This is a genomic window from Zunongwangia sp. HRR-M8 (genome assembly GCF_027594405.1).
GTDB lineage: Bacteria > Bacteroidota > Bacteroidia > Flavobacteriales > Flavobacteriaceae > Zunongwangia.
Genome location: NZ_CP115161.1, coordinates 2950650 through 2970102, shown reverse-complemented (window position 1 = coordinate 2970102; position 19453 = coordinate 2950650). Strand labels below are relative to the sequence as shown.

17 protein-coding genes are annotated in these 19453 nt (G+C 35.1%); 10 read left to right on the top strand and 7 right to left on the bottom strand.

Annotated elements, in window-relative coordinates:
• Positions 1-7 precede the first annotated feature (7 nt).
• Positions 8-343 carry a tRNA-binding protein gene (locus tag PBT89_RS12795; protein ID WP_270062240.1) on the top strand — a complete coding sequence of 112 codons (336 nt, stop codon included), beginning with the start codon at positions 8-10 and terminating at the stop codon, positions 341-343.
• Positions 344-348: 5 nt separating this feature from the next.
• Here PBT89_RS12795 and PBT89_RS12790 read toward each other — a convergent pair whose 3' ends face one another.
• The 5 genes from PBT89_RS12790 to PBT89_RS12770 all read right to left on the bottom strand — a co-directional run bounded on the left by PBT89_RS12790 (position 349) and on the right by PBT89_RS12770 (position 7860).
• Positions 349-1056, bottom strand: a complete 708-nt coding sequence (locus PBT89_RS12790) for a potassium channel family protein (protein ID WP_270060502.1) — start codon at positions 1054-1056, stop codon at positions 349-351.
• A gap of 7 nt (positions 1057-1063) precedes the next feature.
• Positions 1064-2827, bottom strand: a complete 1764-nt coding sequence (locus tag PBT89_RS12785; RefSeq protein WP_270062239.1) for a TrkH family potassium uptake protein — start codon at positions 2825-2827, stop codon at positions 1064-1066.
• A 223-nt stretch (positions 2828-3050) separates the two neighbouring features.
• Positions 3051-5570 carry a M14 family metallopeptidase gene (locus PBT89_RS12780; RefSeq protein ID WP_270062238.1) on the bottom strand — a complete coding sequence of 840 codons (2520 nt, stop codon included), beginning with the start codon at positions 5568-5570 and terminating at the stop codon, positions 3051-3053.
• A gap of 78 nt (positions 5571-5648) precedes the next feature.
• Positions 5649-6026, bottom strand: a complete 378-nt coding sequence (locus PBT89_RS12775; protein WP_270060505.1) for a PUR family DNA/RNA-binding protein — start codon at positions 6024-6026, stop codon at positions 5649-5651.
• Positions 6027-6102: 76 nt separating this feature from the next.
• Positions 6103-7860, bottom strand: coding sequence for an ABC transporter ATP-binding protein (locus tag PBT89_RS12770; RefSeq protein ID WP_270062237.1), 1758 nt, complete (start codon positions 7858-7860; stop codon positions 6103-6105).
• A gap of 138 nt (positions 7861-7998) precedes the next feature.
• Between PBT89_RS12770 and PBT89_RS12765 the strand changes: the two genes are divergently transcribed.
• The 4 genes from PBT89_RS12765 (at position 7999) to yajC (ending at position 10968) form a co-directional block, all read left to right on the top strand.
• Positions 7999-9102, top strand: a complete 1104-nt coding sequence (locus PBT89_RS12765) for a Glu/Leu/Phe/Val family dehydrogenase (protein WP_270062236.1) — start codon at positions 7999-8001, stop codon at positions 9100-9102.
• Between the two features lie 84 nt (positions 9103-9186).
• Positions 9187-10131 carry a transcription antitermination protein NusB gene (locus tag PBT89_RS12760; RefSeq protein WP_270062235.1) on the top strand — a complete coding sequence of 315 codons (945 nt, stop codon included), beginning with the start codon at positions 9187-9189 and terminating at the stop codon, positions 10129-10131.
• Between the two features lie 42 nt (positions 10132-10173).
• Positions 10174-10641: a DUF1573 domain-containing protein gene (locus PBT89_RS12755; RefSeq protein ID WP_270062234.1), complete on the top strand. Its 468-nt coding sequence runs from the start codon at positions 10174-10176 to the stop codon at positions 10639-10641.
• 18 nt (positions 10642-10659) lie between these two features.
• Complete coding sequence (yajC, locus tag PBT89_RS12750) at positions 10660-10968, top strand: preprotein translocase subunit YajC (RefSeq protein WP_270062233.1); 309 nt, start codon at positions 10660-10662, stop codon at positions 10966-10968.
• Between the two features lie 113 nt (positions 10969-11081).
• Here the strand turns inward: yajC and pepT are convergent, their stop codons facing one another.
• On the bottom strand, positions 11082-12314 hold the full coding sequence (pepT, locus tag PBT89_RS12745; protein WP_270062232.1) for a peptidase T: 1233 nt from the start codon (positions 12312-12314) through the stop codon (positions 11082-11084).
• Between the two features lie 273 nt (positions 12315-12587).
• Here pepT and PBT89_RS12740 point away from each other — a divergent pair, with 273 nt between their 5' ends.
• The 5 genes from PBT89_RS12740 (at position 12588) to guaB (ending at position 18732) form a co-directional block, all read left to right on the top strand.
• Positions 12588-13616, top strand: a complete 1029-nt coding sequence (locus PBT89_RS12740) for a quinone-dependent dihydroorotate dehydrogenase (protein WP_270062231.1) — start codon at positions 12588-12590, stop codon at positions 13614-13616.
• Positions 13617-13653: 37 nt separating this feature from the next.
• Complete coding sequence (locus tag PBT89_RS12735) at positions 13654-14268, top strand: LysE family translocator (RefSeq protein WP_270062230.1); 615 nt, start codon at positions 13654-13656, stop codon at positions 14266-14268.
• Positions 14269-14375: 107 nt separating this feature from the next.
• Positions 14376-15233, top strand: a complete 858-nt coding sequence (locus PBT89_RS12730) for a hydroxymethylglutaryl-CoA lyase (RefSeq protein ID WP_270064262.1) — start codon at positions 14376-14378, stop codon at positions 15231-15233.
• A 139-nt stretch (positions 15234-15372) separates the two neighbouring features.
• Positions 15373-17184, top strand: a complete 1812-nt coding sequence (locus PBT89_RS12725; protein ID WP_270062229.1) for a tetratricopeptide repeat-containing sensor histidine kinase — start codon at positions 15373-15375, stop codon at positions 17182-17184.
• Positions 17185-17259: 75 nt separating this feature from the next.
• Positions 17260-18732, top strand: a complete 1473-nt coding sequence (gene guaB, locus PBT89_RS12720; RefSeq protein ID WP_270064261.1) for an IMP dehydrogenase — start codon at positions 17260-17262, stop codon at positions 18730-18732.
• 68 nt (positions 18733-18800) lie between these two features.
• Here guaB and PBT89_RS12715 read toward each other — a convergent pair whose 3' ends face one another.
• The gene (locus PBT89_RS12715; RefSeq protein WP_270062228.1) at positions 18801-19358 is read right to left on the bottom strand and encodes an OmpH family outer membrane protein; all 558 of its coding nucleotides are present in this window, start codon (positions 19356-19358) and stop codon (positions 18801-18803) included.
• Positions 19359-19453: the final 95 nt, after the last annotated feature.

Below are 19453 nucleotides of genomic sequence, written 5' to 3'. Positions count from 1 at the left end.
AAATGCTATGGAAATAAGTTGGAGAGACTTTGAGAAAGTGGAAATGCGAGTAGGGACTATCATTGAAGTTATAGAATTTCCCGAGGCTAGAAAACCAGCCTATAAATTGAAAATCGATTTTGGAAAACATATTGGTTTTAAAAAGACTTCTGCCCAAATCACCACTAACTACAAACCGCAAGACTTAATTGGAAAACAGGTTATTGCTGTGGTTAATTTTCCTGATAAGCAAATTGCAAATTTTATGAGTGAATGTTTGGTTATGGGCGCCGTTGGCGATCATAATGACATCACATTAATCGAACCCGGTTTGCATGTAGAGAATGGACTAAGAATTGGCTAATAAGCTTATAGATTTCTCTCGTTTTTCTCTTGATCTTCTAAAAGTTTTCTCATGTCTTTTTTGTTGCCGTAGATCACCATAATATCATCTTTATATAATTTGGTCTCTGCTGAAGCAACTCCTTTGATATTGGTGATTTTTTTAGGTGCACCAAGGTCGTTTTTGCCTTCGGTGATTTTCATTGTGGTAAGAATTATCAAATTATAATCTTCCCTAAAACGAATATCTTTCAACATCTTATTGTCGTATTGTTTAGGCACCTGAATTTCGATAATACCGTAATCTTCGTTAAGCTCAAAACTATCTATTACACCACGCATGTTTAGTTTCTTAGCCCAACGTTCGGCAGTTTCTTCTTCAGGATGTATAATTTCATCTACACCCATAGCTTCAAGAACCATTTCCTGCAAACCTTGCTGTGCCCGGCTAATGAGTCTTTTAACATTCAGCTTTTTCATCAATGCAGTGGCCATAACATTGGCGCCCTTATTTTCGCCTATAGCAATTACAACCACATCGGTATCTCTTATTGGTAAATTGGATACAGCAGCAGAATCTGTTCCGTCAAGATTAATAGCATGTGTAATCTTATCTTTAATGGCCTCTATACGATCCATGCGCAGATCTACGCCAATAACTTCATTATTTAGTGCGGTTAGCTTTTGAGCTAATGATGAACCAAAGTTTCCTAATCCAATAATGATATATTTCATAATGTTATTAGTTAATTAAAACTTCCTCTGTAGGGTATTTATAATTTAAGTGTTTAACGTCGGAAAGAAATGCTGCCATGACAGTAAGCATGCTTACTCGGCCGGCAAACATAGTTGCTACCAGTACGATTTTTGAAGCGCTGGAAAAGCTTCCGGTAATTCCTAAACTTAATCCCACGGTACTATATGCCGATATACACTCGAAAGCGACGTCTAAAAGGTGCATTTCAGGATCGAAATAAGAAATTAATAAAATAGCGAAACCAACAAAAAGCATCGATAAGCTCATTATAGCAAAAGCTCTACGTAATGAGTTATTTGCAATTTCTCGGTTATAGACTTCTACACGATCTTTTCCTTTTGCTAAACTCAGGAAATTAAGAGTAGCAATTGCTATGGTGCTAGTTTTTATACCACCACCTGTAGATCCTGGCGAGGCTCCAACCCACATTAAAAACATAATAACCATAATGGTAGAGAAATTAAGTGCGCCCATATCTACAGAGTTAAAGCCGGCAGTTCTGGGAGTAGAAGATCCAAAAAATGAGGCTGCTAACTTTCCAAAGAAATTATAATCTTTTAAGGTATTATTGTATTCAAAAAACATAAAAAATACCATTCCGCCTACTAACAACACAGCTGTGGTAACCAATACAATTCTTGAATTTAAATTTAAAACCCAGGGCATATTTACCGGTTGATCTGGTCGTTGTAAACGTAGGAAATTCTTCTTCACAAAATATTTTCCGAATTTGTAGATATTTAAAACAATTGGAAATCCTAAACCACCTAAAATAAACAATACTGCAAGAATGATATGTAGCGGAAAGTTTAGGCGATATTCTGGTTGATATAAACTATATTCTAAAGTAGAGAAACCAGCATTACAGAATCCTGATATTGTATGAAAAATTGAGAAGAAAATACGATCTCCTACAGTATTAAATAATTTTGGATCTAGACTGAAATAAATAAATACAGCGCCAATAAACTCGAATATAAAAGTTATAAATAAGATCTTTTTTAAAGCAGAAAAAACTTCACCAATAGTTTCAGAATCGGTTACGTTTTTCATCATTAATTGATTTTCGTAAGAAGTGCTTCCTCGAAAAAAGTAACTAAAGTAGCTAGCGAAAGTCATAATTCCCAGTCCGCCTAGCTGTATCAAAATTAAAAGAATCGTTTGTCCAAAAAGGGTAAAATAGCTACCTGTGTCTACAACAATTAATCCCGTAACGCATACAGCACTGGTAGATGTAAATAATGCGTCAAGAAAAGAAATTCCATCATGAGTAGCCTTTGGTAACATAAGGCAAAGAGTACCCAATATAATTAGTATCAAAAAACTTAATATGAAAAGTTGCGCAGGATTAATGTCTTTGCGGTTTATTTTCAATTCAAATCGCGAAAGTTCCCGGACAAAATAAACGATAAGAACCAGATAGATCCATCCCATTTTATTAAAAAACTCGAAGAAAATGATATTTTCTCGTATAAAATTAACTTGAGCAAGGGCAAGCAAACTAAACAGACTGAAAATAACGGTATCGAAAACCTTAACTTTTTTGTCAAATATTTCGTTAGAGATAATATATCTTACAGCAATTGAAGGTATTCCTAAGAGAAGCGCAATAAAATAAAATGTCCTAATTTCAACCTGAATAAATTTATCGTGCGAAAAACCTAAATCGAAAATAACAGCAACTACCGCAAAAAAGCTTAGCCAAAAAGAAAACCTTCTTAGGTATTTTAAAATCTTAAATTTACTCATATACTACTTAGATTGGGTAGTTTTCAGTTGGTTTAATAAGTGCTAAGAAGACTTTTAAATTGAGCGCAAGATAAATAGAAATGCATAAATAGCGAGGAAGTTTGTTTTAAATAAAACAAAAAATTAAATCCAAATTACGGGTTGCAGTAAAAAAATAAAAAGGGAATTATCGAAATATAGCTCCCTTTTTTATCTAATTTTAATTTTCAGTATTCTAATTTTATTACATATGATCACCAAAGAAAATTGCATTCATAAGTAACTTATTGGTACCATACCAAAAAGCTCTAAAATTGGTGTTGTCTGTAAAATAAATTACGTTTCCTCTGCCAAGGCTTCCTTTTTTGAATGGAACAGTGTTTTTGATTTCTTCATTTTTTTCTTCGCTAATATATCCACTCAATAAGGGATCGTTAGTATACTGGATGGGATTATTATAGCTTTGATCATCTGCTTCGATAAAAGTAGTGGTATTTCTAAATAAAGCTAAATGATCGCTGGTATAACCAAAAGCGATAGGGTGAGAACGATCTAACTTTGCTTTAAAAATAGCTCCACCAATTCCCTGTGCTCCATAAAAATCCCGACGTTGCTCAAAGCTTACGTTTTTTGCTTCAATATCATTAGTTTTAATTTCTAAATCCAAAAGTTTATTAGCATTTAAGAATCTAGCAGCATTTCTGTAAGCGATTAAAGTTCCGCCGTTTTTGATCCAGGTTTTTAATTTTTCAGTGTCACTTTCGCCTAATGCAGCACCCCAACTATTCACTAAAATAATATCGGTGTAACGGCTAAGATCTGCCCTTCCAAAATTACGAGTATTCAATTTTGTAACTTTAATATCGTAGCGTTGATCGAATAAATGCCAAATTTCTCCGGCATCATAAGGAGTAACACCTTCACCAACTAAAAGCGCGATTTCCTGATTTTCTAACGGAAGGAAAAATCGACTTCCTAAATTAATTCCTGAAGTTAATCCTGTACCAACCGCATCAATTTCAATATTAGAAGATTCAGCAACGTTTTTGATAAAATCGAAAAGCTCTTCTTTATTAAGTTTCTGGTTCTGAACAGGAATCATAATACTTCCGTAGTCATATTGCTTATTTTTTGTTCCAAATTCCTGCATCGCTACTTTGGCTCGTAATCCTTTATTTAAGATCATATTTAACGCCTTTGGTGCATTATAATCGTGCCATTCCATAACGTAAGCGTAATCGCTTTTTTCTACGGAAGGAATCGCTGGTTTTTCTAATTCAGTAATTCTTTTTACTGCATTTATTAAAGACGCATCTTCGGTATAATCTACATTGAAAGCTAAAGGAAATGTCCAAGCTGAAATATCGTAGAATAGGCTATCCTTAAAACTGGTTCTTTTTTCGAACATGGCTTGTACCAAACGGTGCTGACGTTGATTTTTTGGAATGATATAAGAAGAACCAGGTTTGTAGGTTTTGCCGTCCTCGGTAAATTCTTCTGTTACAGGATGAATTTCAATTTGGTGTCTTTTCATAATTTCAGCTAAGTAGTAAGCTGAATTTGCATCTTTACTGCTACCAAAAGCCCAGGCTCCTTTACCGGCAGAATTTCTAGCGTTTTTATAAAAATCACGCTGATAATTCAACAATTTTACTCGCATGTTTTTGGCAGCTTCTAAAGTAGAAAGTGCTGCAGTAAATTGGTTTCTAATGGTGAAGGGAAAAGTCAATATTCCGTTATCGGTTTCCTGAGCATGGCCACGAGAACTAGCCTGCTCGAATAAAATTCCTATACTTCCGTTGATATCTGGGAATGTAGAGCCTTTTCCGTAGTAAAAATCGTCGTAGCTTTCTTCAGTAAAATAAAAACTTCCTAATTTGTCAAAAGCTTCGGCATGATAATTTCCTATTTCACGAGTTAATTCCTGGTTTAAATCTGGTGTTAATGGATGTGTTCTTGATGGAATTCCCGGCTGAAAGAAAAATGAAGCATTAGAACCCATCTCGTGATGATCGGTTAAAATGTTAGGATACCAATCGTGAAATGTTTTGATTCTCGCTCTAGATTCTGGCAATTGTGCTGGCAACCAATCTCGGTTAAGATCGAACCAATAATGGTTGGTACGCCCGCCAGGCCAAACTTCGTCGTATTCGCGATCTTGTGGATCTGAATTAATATTTGCACTACGATTGGTATTTGCCCAGTAAGCAAAACGTTGCAGACCATCTGGATTAAAAGAGGGATCAAAAAGAATAATGGTGTTTTTCAATAATTCTTGAATTTCTTCACCTTCAGCCGCAGCCAAATGATAAGCAGCAACCAAAGCAGCATTGGTGCCGCTGGGTTCATTCCCATGAATCGAAAATCCCTGATTCACTACAATCGGCATATCTTCAGTATTAATATCTTCAGATCCTGCTTCCACTAAAGCTTTGTGATTTTGTCGAATTTGATCTAAGTTTTTAATATTCTCTTCCGAAGATATAATTAGCAACAACAAAGGTCTGCCTTCGTAAGTGGTGCCACGATTTTCTAAGCTAATGCGTGGGGATACTTCAGCAAGTTTTTTCATGTAATTCACCAATCTGTCGTGGCTAACATGCCATTGGCCAGGTACAAAACCTATCACATCCTGAGGTTTGGGGATTGTAGGATTGTAAGTAATATTTTTTGGTAAATAGTAGTCGAGTGTTAAGGTATCGAAGTCCTGTGCCTGCGAAGCAATTGAGAAAATAAGTAATAAAAGTGTAATAACTCTTCTCATAATGTTATTTGGTTTGAGGTATGAAACAAAAAAACCGCCTCTGGTTAGGAAGCGGTTTGTAATTTATAGAAACTTTTTTTAAATATCATCAAAGCTAACATCTGTAAAATTCTCGGGAGCAGCTTTTGCTTCTACAGCACCAGTACCTTCGTAAGTTGGTTTAAAGTCTTTCTGGTGGCGCTCACTAATTACTTCTTCGCCTTTTTCATCAAGAATAAAATCTGTCATTTCTTGAAGAATTTCATTGAATCCTGCAAAATCTTCTTTGTAAAGGTAGATTTTGTGTTTCTTGTAATAGAAAGATCCATCATCATTAGTGAATTTCTTACTTTCTGTAATGGTTAGGTAGTAGTCGTTGGCACGAGTCGCTCTAACATCAAAGAAATAAGTTCTTCTTCCTGCTCTTAATACTTTAGAGAATATTTCTTCTTTCTCCATCAATCCCTTGTCGCTCATAAAATAAAATTCTTTAAATGGTTTAGTAAAGTTGCCTTCAAAAATCTAAAAAAAATTAACATTTTACAAGTAATTTTCACATTTCTTTCTCATTTAACTGTTTTGCGTACAGTTCTTTATAATAACCTTCTTTTTTAATTAGCTCATCATGTGTGCCCTGTTCTAAAATTTCGCCATCTTCAAGGATAATTATTCGGTCGGCATTTTTTGCTGAAGAAATCCTGTGACTAACGATAATGGTCGTTTTTTCTCTTGAAATCTGAAATAGATTATTAAGTATTGCTTCTTCGGTTTCTGTATCAACGGCTGAAAGGCAATCGTCAAATAACAAAATTTGAGGATCCTGAATAATAGCTCTAGCGATGGAAACTCGCTGTTTTTGCCCACCAGATAAAGTAATGCCGCGTTCGCCAAGTACGGTTTCGTAGCCTTTGCTAAATCCTTCGATGTTTTTGTGAACAGAAGCCGTTTTTGCAGCTTTCACAACTTCCTCGTCGGTAGCATTTGTTTTTCCGAACTTGATGTTATTCCCGATAGAATCACTAAATAGGAAAGCATCTTGCGGAACATAACCAATGCTGCGTCTTAGATTATCTAAGTTTAAATTCTCAACATTTTTGCCATCTACTTCAATAGCTCCTTCATCTACATCATACAGGCGACCAATAAGATCGAGTACCGTAGATTTACCAGAACCTGTTTTACCAATAATCGCTAAAGTTTCTCCTTGATTTACTTCAAAAGAAATATTCTTTAAAGCGGTAATATTTGTATCGTCGTAGGTAAAGGTCACATTTTTAAAGTTTATTTTACCCAATATTTCATCCTCGGTTTCTTTGTGATTTTTAATTTCGGGTTCGCTGTCTAAAAATTCGTTTATACGTTCTTGTGAAGCTTCGGCTTGTTTAACTAAAGACGTCACCCATCCAATAGAAGCTACCGGCCAGGTAAGCATATTTACGTACAGTAAGAATTCTACTATAATACCAAGATTATCAATTTGTCCTGTAATATATTGTCTCCCGCCGATATAAATTACAAGTACATTACTAATACCTATAAGCAATACCATTAACGGAAAGAAAAAGGCCTGAACTTTTACAAGATCAATATTTTTATCTCTGCTGGTATTAGAAAGATCGGTAAAATTATCATCGGTTTGCTGCTCGAGTCCATACGATTTAATAACTGCAATTCCGCTAAAACTTTCCTGTGTAAAGGTGTTTAGTTTAGATAAATACTGCTGAACAACTGTACTGCGTTTTTGGATCGAGATACTAAGTTTGTAAATGGCAAACGATAGTATTGGCAGAGGAATCACCGTGTACAACGTTAAAATAGGTGCAGCCTGTATCATAAAGATTAATACTACGATGGTAGAGGTAAGTGTGGTTACCGTATACATTATAGCAGGCCCCAGGTACATCCTTACTTTGGTAACATCTTCACTTATCCGGTTCATTAAATCTCCGGTACGATTTTTCTTATAGAAATTAAGCGATAATTCCTGATAATGTTTAAAAACCACGTTTTTAAGATCGTACTCGATATGTCTGGAAACTACGATAAAAGTCTGTCGCATTAAAAAAGTAAAAAACGCAGAAATTAGGGTAGAACCAACCAGCAATAAAATATTTTTAACAAGCTCTGCTTTTAACGTATCATAATTGGTAAGTTCACCATTAACATATTGCTCGATAGCATCGGTAGAATTACCAACAAGTGGAATAAAATATAGCCCGAAAATTCTCGAAATAATCGTAACCACCAATCCGATTAGCAATTTCCACTTGTATTTTAGAAAGAATTTATTGAGTGTTCTTAAATGTTTCATCTTTAAAATAGATCTCTAATTTTTAAGAATATGATATTTTAACCATTATTTAATGATGTTAAATTAAAATATTCTTATTTTTGCAGCGTCATTTTTATGAAATTCAAAAATGACATTAATTTTAAAAACCCGCAAATTATGCAAGTTGATGTTTTAAATGCTAAAGAACTTAAAAAAGCTGCACCAGTGTTTGGACAGCTTTCGTTCGATAATCATGAACAGGTTGTATTTTGTAACGACAAAGATACAGGATTAAAAGCAATAATAGGTATTCATAATACAGTTTTGGGACCGGCGCTTGGTGGTACAAGAATGTGGAATTATACCAGCGAATGGGAGGCATTAAATGATGTATTACGTTTATCTCGTGGGATGACATTTAAAAGCGCAATTACCGGTTTAAACCTTGGTGGTGGTAAGGCGGTAATTATGGGAGATGCAAAAACTCAAAAGACTCCAGAGTTAATGAGAAGGTTTGGGGAATATGTAGATTCTCTTAGCGGAAAATATATCACAGCTGAAGATGTTGGTATGGAAACTTCAGATATGGATATTGTAAGAGATGTAACTCCTTATGTTGCGGGAATTTCTGAAGAAAGAGGAGGAACAGGAAATCCTTCACCAGTTACCGCTTATGGCGTGTTTATGGGAATTAAAGCAGCAGCTAAATATAAGTTTGGTACAGATGAACTTGAAGATCGCACTGTATTAGTACAGGGAATAGGTCACGTAGGTGAAGCTTTAGTAGAGTATTTAACAAACGACGGTGCAAAAGTTTATATTACCGATATTAGCGAAGAACGTTTGCAGGAAGTACGTAATAAATATGGTGCAATTATTTTTGATGAAGCCGATATTTATAGCGCCCATGTAGATATTTATGCACCATGTGCTTTAGGAGCTACAATCGACGATGAAACTGTAAATCGTCTAAACTGTAAAGTTGTTGCAGGTGCGGCAAACAACCAACTAGCAGATGAGGTAAAACATGGCCAGATTTTGCGTGAAAGAGGAATCGTTTATGCGCCAGATTTTCTAATTAATGCCGGAGGAATAATAAATGTGTATGCTGAATTAGAAAAATACAGCAAACAGGAAATTATCTCTAAAACAGAAAATATTTACAATACAACCTTGCAAATCCTTGAAACAGCGGCAAGGGAAGACATGACGACTCATTTTGCAGCGCTTAAAATTGCGAAACAAAGAATTGATGATAGAAAAAAATCAAGTTTGAAGTAGCCAGAATCAAAATATTGATATTTTTGCAGGGCGAAAGAATAATCTTTCGCCCTTTTTAAATTCTAAAAAAGTTCTTTTACAGTTATGTTGACAAGAAGACATATTCGAGTTAAGGTAATGCAATCCTTATACGCATTCATCCAAAGTGAAAATGACAATCTTGCTAGCGAGGAGAAATTCCTGCTAAAAAGTATGGAAGAGATGTACGATCTTTTTCTGCTTCAGCTAAGTTTGTTTATTGAAATTAAAGCACATGCCCAAACTTTTTTAGAGCGCTCCCAGCAAAAACATCTTGCTACCCAGGAAGATAAAGATCCAAATAGAAAATTTGTTCAGAATTCAGTATTTGAAATTTTAGAGCAAAATACGCAGCTAGAGCAGTTAATCGATGAGCGCAAGCTTAACCATTGGAAGTTCGATGATGAGTATATCGCTATTCTATGGGAAGAGATCAAGAAAAGTGAAGCTTTTGCCGATTATATGGAAACTCGCGATAACTCTTTTAAAGAAGATAAAGATTTTGCTATTGCGATATTTAAGAAAGTAATTGCGCCTAACGACAAGATTTACGATTATTTTGAAGATAAGAAGCTTACGTGGCTGGACGATCTTCCGATAGTTAACACGGCAGTAGTGAAAATGCTTCAGAAGCTAAAAGAAACCGCAGATGCAGAGGATAAGCTTCCGAAGTTATTTAAATCTGTAGATGATAAAGATTTTGCCGTACGCTTATTTAGAAAAACTTATCTTAAAGATGGTATGCTTTCTGAAGAAATGCAGGGAAAAACACCAAATTGGGATAAAGATAGAATTGCAGAGATTGATACTATACTTATTAAATTAGCGATATGCGAATTTTTAGAATTTCCTTCGATTCCTGTGAAAGTGACGATAAACGAATATTTAGAAATTAGTAAAGAATATAGTACTCCAAAAAGTAGTATTTTTATAAACGGAATTCTTGATAAGCTTTCTAAAGAGTATAAAAACGACGGAAAACTAAATAAAATGGGGCGCGGCCTTATGTAGTCTAGATTTTTTCTTAATTTTAACCCTCAAATTTGTAGTATTATGAAAAAAGGAATTTTATTAATAGCAGCAGTGGGAACAATGTTCTTTACTTCCTGTAAAGACGGCGGTAACAACGCTTCAGAAAAAGTAAAAGCTGAAAACGTAGATGCAGCTGCAGCGCGTGACTCTAAAGCGACGGTTTATCCTGAACTAAGTTTTGATGAAACTGAATTTGATTTTGGAAATATTCCTCAGGGAAATCCTGTAGAACATGTATTTACCTTTACCAATACAGGTAGAGCACCGCTAGTAATAACTAATGCCAAAAGTACTTGTGGATGTACAGTGCCAGATTATCATAAAAATGAATCTATAGAACCGGGAGAAACTGGTGAGATTCGCGTAAAATTTAATGGATCTGGTAGAGGACAAGTGCAAAAAACAGTAACAATTTCTGCTAATACAGAAAATGGACAAGAGCGTATTAAAATTAAAGCTTTTGTTGAAACCCCAGAAAACGCAAGTTAAAAGCGAGAATTAATTTATATGGATCAAATACAACAGTTTCTTCCTTTAATCTTAATGTTCGCGGTAGTGTATTTTTTTATGATACGCCCGCAAATGAAAAAGGCTAAACAGGAAAAGAATTTTATTAAAGAATTAAAAAGAGGAGATCGAATAGTTACCAAAAGCGGAATGCATGGTAAAATTATCGATTTTAGTGATAAAAACAATGCGGTAATTATTGAAACCGGTGCTGGAAAAATCACTTTCGATAAATCTTCAATTTCGCTGGAAATGAGCCAAAAGCTTAATGAACCAGCTAAAACTGAAAAAGAAGAGAAGAAGAAGTAATTCAATCTCTTTTAAAAAGAAAAATCCCTTCAGAATAATTTCTGAAGGGATTTTTTTATAATTATTTTTTGAAGAATTATTGCTTCTGCTAATAGCTAGGCTTTAAAAGCTTTTTATCGAGCATTGAGTTCGGCGATTTTTATAATTACTTCAGTTGCTTTAATCATACTTTCTAGAGGAACATATTCATATTTTCCATGAAAATTGTGCCCGCCTGCAAAAATATTAGGACAAGGAAGTCCTATAAAACTTAGTTGTGAGCCGTCTGTTCCGCCGCGAATTGGTTTTATAATTGGCTTTACATCTACTTCTTCCATTGCTTCTTTGGCTAATTCAACAATATGCATCATCGGTTCAATCTTTTCACGCATATTGCGGTATTGATCTTTTACTTCAACATTTACACAATCACTTTCGTATTGCTTACATATTTCTATACCAAGATCTGCAATTACTTTTTTACGCGCTTCGAAATGCTTTTTATCGTGATCACGAATTATGTAGTGCAAAATCGTTTCTTCTACATCACCTTTAATATTGCTAAGATGAAAAAATCCCTGTCTACCTTCAGTATGTTCGGGAGTTTCTAATCGTGGTAAAGAATTAATAAAATCCTGAGCGATATACATACTGTTCACCATTTTATCTTTTGCATAACCGGGATGAACGCTTTTTCCTGAAATGGTAACCTTGGCGCTGGCTGCATTAAAATTTTCGTATTCTAATTCACCAATCTGGCTTCCATCCATTGTGTACGCCCAATCTGCGCCAAATTTATGGACATCAAATTTATGCGCTCCCCGACCAATTTCTTCATCTGGGGTGAAACAAACTTTTATAGTGCCATGTTTAATTTCAGGATGATCAATAAGATATTTCATTGCAGTCATAATTTCAGTAATTCCTGCTTTATCATCGGCTCCTAAAAGCGTGTTCCCGTCTGTAGTGATAATGGTTTGTCCTTCGTACTGCTTTAAATCCTCAAAGTATTCCGAAGAAAGAACGATATTTTTTTCAGCATTAAGAGTGATATCACCGCCATCATAATTTTCGATAATCTGCGGCTTGATATTTGCCCCGTTGAAATCTGGTGAGGTATCAAAATGAGAAACAAAACCAATAATTGGCGTTTCCTTTTCGATATTTTTAGGCAAAGTAGCCATAACGTAAGCATTCTCGTCGATGCTTACATTTTGCATTCCCATTACTTCTAGTTCCTTTGCTAATTTATTGGCAAGAATCCATTGTTTTTCCGTGCTGGGAGTGTTTTCACTTTCAGGATCACTCTGCGTATCGATACTTATGTAGCTTATAAATCGATCTAAAACTTCTTGTTTATTGATCATATTTTGTGGTGTTAGTTGTCTAAAATTGGTTGATTTTTAGGAGTTTTTTCTGAAATAAATTCTGAATAAACTCCTTTTGATATCTTAAACTACCTATGAGCGCGCTCCTTAGACGTTTATTGAAAAACTATTTTTTATTTCGAGGCTTTCTTCGAAAGATTTAATCTCGATTATCGAGTCAAAATTAGCGAATTGACTTCCGGGTGCAAAACCTTTTAAGATTTAGTGTGTTCATTTTTACAATTCATTTATTTTTGCACAAACCAGCCGTTTATGTATAAGTCTTTAATTCGCCCAATACTTTTTAAATACGATCCAGAGGCGATTCATCATTTCACTTTCAATAGCATTAGAAACCTGAATAAAATTCCGGGTGTTCATTCAATTTTAAAATCGAAATTCAGTAATAATGATCCGCGTTTGGAGCGTGAAGTTTTTGGATTGAAGTTTAAAAACCCTGTTGGACTAGCAGCAGGATTTGATAAAGATGCGAAATTATATAAAGAATTATCGAATCTTGGTTTCGGTTTTATAGAAGTAGGCACGGTAACGCCAAAACCACAGCCTGGTAATGAGAAGAAAAGGATGTTTCGGTTAAAAGCCGATCAGGCTATTATCAACCGCATGGGTTTTAATAATGGCGGAGTTGAAGAAATGGTGCAACGCCTTAAAAAGAATACCGATGTGCTTATTGGTGGTAATATTGGCAAGAATAAAGTGACGCCAAATGAAAAGGCGGTTGAAGATTATAAAATTTGTTTTGAAGCTTTATTCGATTACGTAGATTATTTTGTAGTGAATGTTAGTTCGCCAAATACACCTAATTTGAGAGCGCTACAGGATAAAGAACCATTAACACACTTGCTTAAAACCTTAATGGACCTAAATAATGCAAAACCTACGCAAAAACCAATATTGCTAAAAATTGCCCCAGATCTTACCGATTCTCAGTTATTAGATATTATAGAAATTGTACAAGAAACCAAAATTGACGGCGTAATTGCAACCAATACTACCATAAGTCGCGAAGGCCTGGTTTCTGAACATAAAGATGAAGCTGGTGGTTTAAGTGGGAAGCCCTTAACCAAAAGATCGACAGAGGTGATTCGATTTCTTTCAGAGAAAAGCAATAAGTCTTTTCCTATTGTTGGTGTGGGAGGCATTCACAGCGCAGATGATGCTATCGAAAAGTTAGAAGCCGGGGCAAGTTTGGTGCAATTGTATACAGGATTTATTTATGAGGGGCCTGCGCTAATCAAAGCCATTAATAAAAAGATTCTCGAAAAGTATCCAAAATCATAATTTTGAAAATACTATTCAGCTTTAAAATTAAAACCGTTTGCTAGAACAGCTTATTCCTTTTTTTACGGCTACAATCTTACTAACCTTAGCACCTGGGCCAGATATTATTTATGTATTAGTGCAGGGCATGGTAAATGGTAAGAAACACGCAATTATCACGGCATTGGGATTGGTTTCTGGAGTGTTGGTACATACTACTTTGGTTGCTTTTGGAGTTTCAGCAATCATAAAACAATCGGAAACCATTTATTTGATAATTAAATGTTTTGGAGCTGCTTATTTGTTCTATTTAGCCTACAAAGTTTTTAAAAGTGATCCTGAAATTGCTTTTTCTACGGAAGGAATTAAGCAAAAAAGTCTGTTTGCTTTGTATCGACAGGGATTTATAATGAATGTGCTAAATCCTAAAGTAACGATTTTCTTTTTAGCACTTTTTCCTGGCTTTCTATGGGATCCTGAAGGAAATACAGTATTGCAATTTTATATTTTAGGGGCTCTTTTTATGCTTCAGGGATTTTTGGTTTTTGTTTTGGTAGCGATTCTTGCCGGAAGCATTTCAAAATATCTTCAAAAACATCGAAATTCAGGTGTCGTTTTAAAATGGACGCAGGTTGCTGTTTTTATTGGAATAGGGATTTTTATTCTTCTATAGTTTATTACATTTTTATTGAAATGAGTCTTTCAATATTCACATCATTTTAATATTTCTTGATGGGATTTAGATTTCGTAATCAAAATCTAAAAGGTATCTTTGGGAATATGGGAGAAATTAAACTTATCGAATGTCCTAGAGATGCGATGCAGGGAATTAAAGAATTTATTCCTACTGAAGCGAAAGCAAGATACATTCAATCATTATTGAAATGTGGTTTTGATACTATCGATTTTGGGAGTTTTGTTTCTCCAAAAGCCATTCCGCAGATGCGAGATACTGCACAGGTACTCTCTAAGCTAGATCTGAGTAGATCCCAAAGTAAATTGTTGGCTATCGTTGCAAATACGCGCGGAGCTGAGGATGCTTCTCAATTTCCTGAAATAGATTACTTAGGATATCCATTTTCAATTTCAGAAAATTTCCAAATGCGTAATACGCACAAGACAATTGAGGAGTCAGTTGATATTTTAAAAACGATACTAGATATCGCAGCTAAATCTGATAAAGAAGTTGTAGCGTATCTATCTATGGGATTTGGAAATCCCTACGGAGATCCCTGGAATGTAGAGATCGTAGGAGAATGGACCGAGCGACTTTCGAATATGGGTGTAAAGATTTTATCACTTTCGGATACGGTGGGAACTTCAACAGCAGATGTGATTAGTTATCTTTTTTCAGAATTAATTCCAAAATTTCCTAATATCGAATTTGGTGCGCACTTGCATACTACGCCAAGCACCTGGTTTGAGAAAGTTGATGCTGCCTTTACTTCAGGATGCCATCGATTTGATGGTGCAATTCAGGGTTTTGGTGGTTGCCCAATGGCCAAAGACGAGCTTACCGGTAACATGCCTACCGAAAAAATGGTTTCCTATTTCAACACAAAAAAGCAAAATTCAAATATTAGAATGGGTAGTTTTGAAGCTTCTTTTAATAAGGCTACAGAAATTTTCAGAAAATAGCAATATATATTGTTTAACTTTTCTTCATATCATTGCGTACTTCAATCAATAATTTTTCGTTTTGAAAATCAGTTTTTTAGGGATTTTCCTGCTTCTTATCAATTTTTCTTCTATAGCGCAGTCTGATTATTCCAATCAGATGAAATCAGATTCGGTTATCTATTATCTGGAACAAGCTAATAAATCTTTATTTAATGATTTTGATAAAGCCATTTTAGGTTTAAAAAAGTGTGATGAGTTGGTAAAAGATTTTGATGATCCTAAACTCAAGGCAGAAGTTATTCTAAAATGGGCTATTGCCTATTATGTAAAAGGAGATTATTATAAGTCTTTGAAGGATTTTTTGAAGGCTGAAAAAATATACAGGTCGATCGACGATTATGAAGGTGTAGGGAAATGCTTAAATGGTCTTGGGCTGATCCAGCAAGGGATGGATCGGCACGATATTGCTATAGAATATTTTCGCCAGGCAATTGAATACTATAATCAATCTGAAAATAAATATGCAGCCGCACCGGCAGTGATCAATATTGGTATATCTAAATTAAAATTAGGACATCTAGAGGAAGCCAAGACCATTTTGGATAGTGCGCTAATTATATCTAAAGCCGCGAATAGAAAAGATATTGAACACTTAACGATGAATCACCTGGGAGATTTAGCGTATCAAAAAGAAGATATTCCTTCCGCAATAAATTATTTCGATAACGTATTGAACGATAAAACTTCTCCAAATAACTGGGAGAAATCTTTTGCGTATTTTGGTTTAGCACAGAGTTACTTTTATCGAGGCAATCTGGCTAAAGCTGAAAAAAATGCACTTGAAGCTTTAAATTTTGCTGAAATAAATGATTCGTTTTATGAATTAGAAAAGATTACAGGAATTCTTTTCAATATCTACGAGCAAAAAGGAGAATCAAACAAAGCGCTACAATATTCGAAACAGCATAATATTTATGGAGATTCGCTATATAATCAAAAGCGTTTGAGATCTATCGATCTTCTTAATCTGGAAAGTAAAGAAGAAGATAATCGTAGGTTGCGATTAGAAAGGATGGAAAAAGATAGAGAGCTTTCCCGTAATAAATTAATTATCGCTATCCTGCTTGGGGTGGGCGTTGTGCTGAAGGTTATATTGTTTTTTAGAATAAAAACGTATCGTCAAAAAGAGAAATTTAGAAAAACAGTAGAAGAGAAGAACGAATTAATTGTTCAGAAAAATAAATTAATTACAGAACGTAATAAAGAGCTAGCCAATCTTAATAAAAGTAAGGATCGATTATTTTCAATCTTGTCACATGATTTAAAGTCGCCTATCGGTTCTATACAAAAATTGCTTGAACTTATTAAAATAGGAGAATTCTCTGAAAAAGAACAGGCAGAGTTGCTTGATGAAATGCTTAAACAGGTGTCGGCAACCTCTACCATGCTGCAAAATTTATTACAATGGGCTAATTCGCAATTAGAAGGTTCTAAAATGCATTTGGAAGAAGTGGTGCTGCCAAAAAGAGTGCGAGAAATTATGGAAGCTCATTATCTGGTAGCAAAGTCTAAAGATATTCAAATAAAGCACGATATACCGGCGAGTTTAAGTGCTATTGTTGTGGATAAAGGTCATTTGTCTATCATACTTCATAATTTAGTAAGTAATGCCATAAAATTTACGCATCAGCATAAAGAAATTAAAATCCATTATAAGGAGGATGAAGAGTTTGTTTATTTTAAAATAAAAGATGGCGGCGAGGGGATTTCTGAAGAGCGAATAGCACAAATACAAAATTTCAATACCCAGTTAATGTCTGAATTAGGTACAAACATGGAAACCGGAACGGGTATAGGGCTGCTGTTAGTAAAGCAATTTTTACAACTGAATAAAGCAACTCTCGATATTAAAAGCTATACTGAAGAAGGCTCAGAATTTATTATTCGTTTCATAAAAAAGACAGATTAATGATTTATTCACTTTAGCCTAATGCATTCTGCCTAAAACTGTGTATATTTGCATGCAATTAAATTCTTAATTGCCATGATTGCACACGAATCCAAAATTCTGGGAGAAGGGCTAACATATGATGATGTTCTTTTAGTCCCTGCCTTCTCTGAGGTTTTACCGCGCGAAGTAAATATCCAGACAAAATTTACCAAAAACATTACGATCAACGTTCCTATTGTTTCAGCAGCGATGGATACCGTGACAGAATCTCGTATGGCGATTGCCATGGCTAGAGAGGGAGGTATAGGTGTTCTACACAAAAATATGACGATAGAGCAGCAAGCTTTAAAAGTGCGTAAAGTAAAACGTGCTGAAAGCGGTATGATTATCGATCCTGTAACTTTACCAATTTCCTCTACGGTACAGGACGCCAAAGATTTGATGAAAGAGCACAGTATTGGTGGTATTCCTATTGTTGATGATGAAGGAAAGCTAATTGGTATTGTGACTAACCGTGATTTAAGATTCGAAAAAAATCATAAGCGGCCCATTGCTGAGGTGATGACTTCAGAAAATCTTGTTACTGTTGCAGAAGGAACTTCTTTAGATCAGGCAGAAGATATTCTTCAAGAAAATAAAATTGAAAAACTTCCGGTTATCAATAAAGATAAAAAACTGGTTGGTTTAATCACTTTTAGAGATATCACTAAATTAACACAGAAGCCTAACGCTAATAAAGATAGCTACGGAAGATTAAGAGTGGCTGCGGCTATCGGAGTAACCGGCGATGCTGTAGAGAGAGCTGAAGCACTTTATAACGCAGGTGTAGATGCAATTATCATTGATACTGCACACGGGCACACCAAAGGAGTAGTTTATGTGTTGAAAGAAGTAAAAGCTAAATTCCCTGAGTTAGAAGTAGTGGTAGGAAATATAGCCACAGGCGAAGCCGCTAAATATTTGGTAGAAGCAGGAGCTGACGCTGTAAAAGTTGGTATAGGGCCAGGTTCTATTTGTACAACCAGAGTTGTAGCCGGAGTTGGTTTTCCTCAATTTTCTGCAGTGCTTGAAGTTGCAGCGGCCATTAAAGGAACAGGTGTTCCCGTAATTGCAGATGGAGGTATTCGTTATACAGGTGATATTCCTAAAGCACTTGCAGCAGGAGCCGATTGTGTAATGCTTGGTTCACTTTTAGCAGGTACTAAAGAATCCCCGGGAGAAACTATTATTTACGAAGGAAGAAAATTTAAATCTTACCGAGGAATGGGATCTGTAGAAGCCATGAAGAAAGGTTCTAAAGATCGTTATTTCCAGGATGTCGAAGATGATATTAAAAAACTAGTTCCTGAAGGAATTGTAGGACGTGTACCTTACAAAGGAGAATTAGAAGAAAGTATCCACCAATTTGTAGGAGGCTTAAGAGCCGGAATGGGTTACTGTGGAGCCAAAGATATTGAAGCTTTAAAAGAGCATGCTAAATTCGTTAAAATCACCTCTTCAGGTATTCACGAAAGTCATCCTCACGATGTTACAATCACTAAAGAATCTCCAAATTATAGTCGATAAGTTTCTTTATTATTAGATATAAAAAAAGCCCGCAACTGCGGGCTTTTTTGTTTTATGCTTGTAATATTTTAGTTTGAATTAGCATTGTTACTATCTGCAGAAGGTTGCGTAGTGTTTACTTCTTCAATAGATATTCCTAATTTTTCCATTACTTTTTCGGTAATATCGCTTCCTTGCTGTGAGTATGCTAATGCACCACCGCCTGCATGGAAAATCTGGGTGTACCCTTCTTCATTAATCACTTCTTGCATTGCAGCGTCGATCTTTTTGTATAATGGTTGGGTAAGCTCATTACGCTTCATTTGCATCATTACCTGTGAACGTTGGCGAAATTGTTTAATCTCATTCTCCAGGCCAAGAATTTGATTTTCACGTTGTTTTTTAACGTCTTCAGTAAAAACAGCAGTGCTATCCTGATAATTTTTAATTAGACCTTCGTAGGTTTGTATGGCATTTTCAACATCAGCCTGCAAAGACTCATTATAGGCTTTAACTCCGTCGTTTACATTGTTAATTTCAGGCATTTTAGAAATGATATATTCTGCATCTATAGTGCCTATTTTAGTTTGTGCGTTAGCGGCTATTGCTAAAAATAAAAATGTGATTAATACGCTAAATTTCTTCATTTTTTTTCTCTTGTTTTGCGCAAATATAATAGGGAGTAGTAATAAAACATAGAAAATTTTGCGAAAATGACACTTTGCGTTAGTTTAAATTAGTT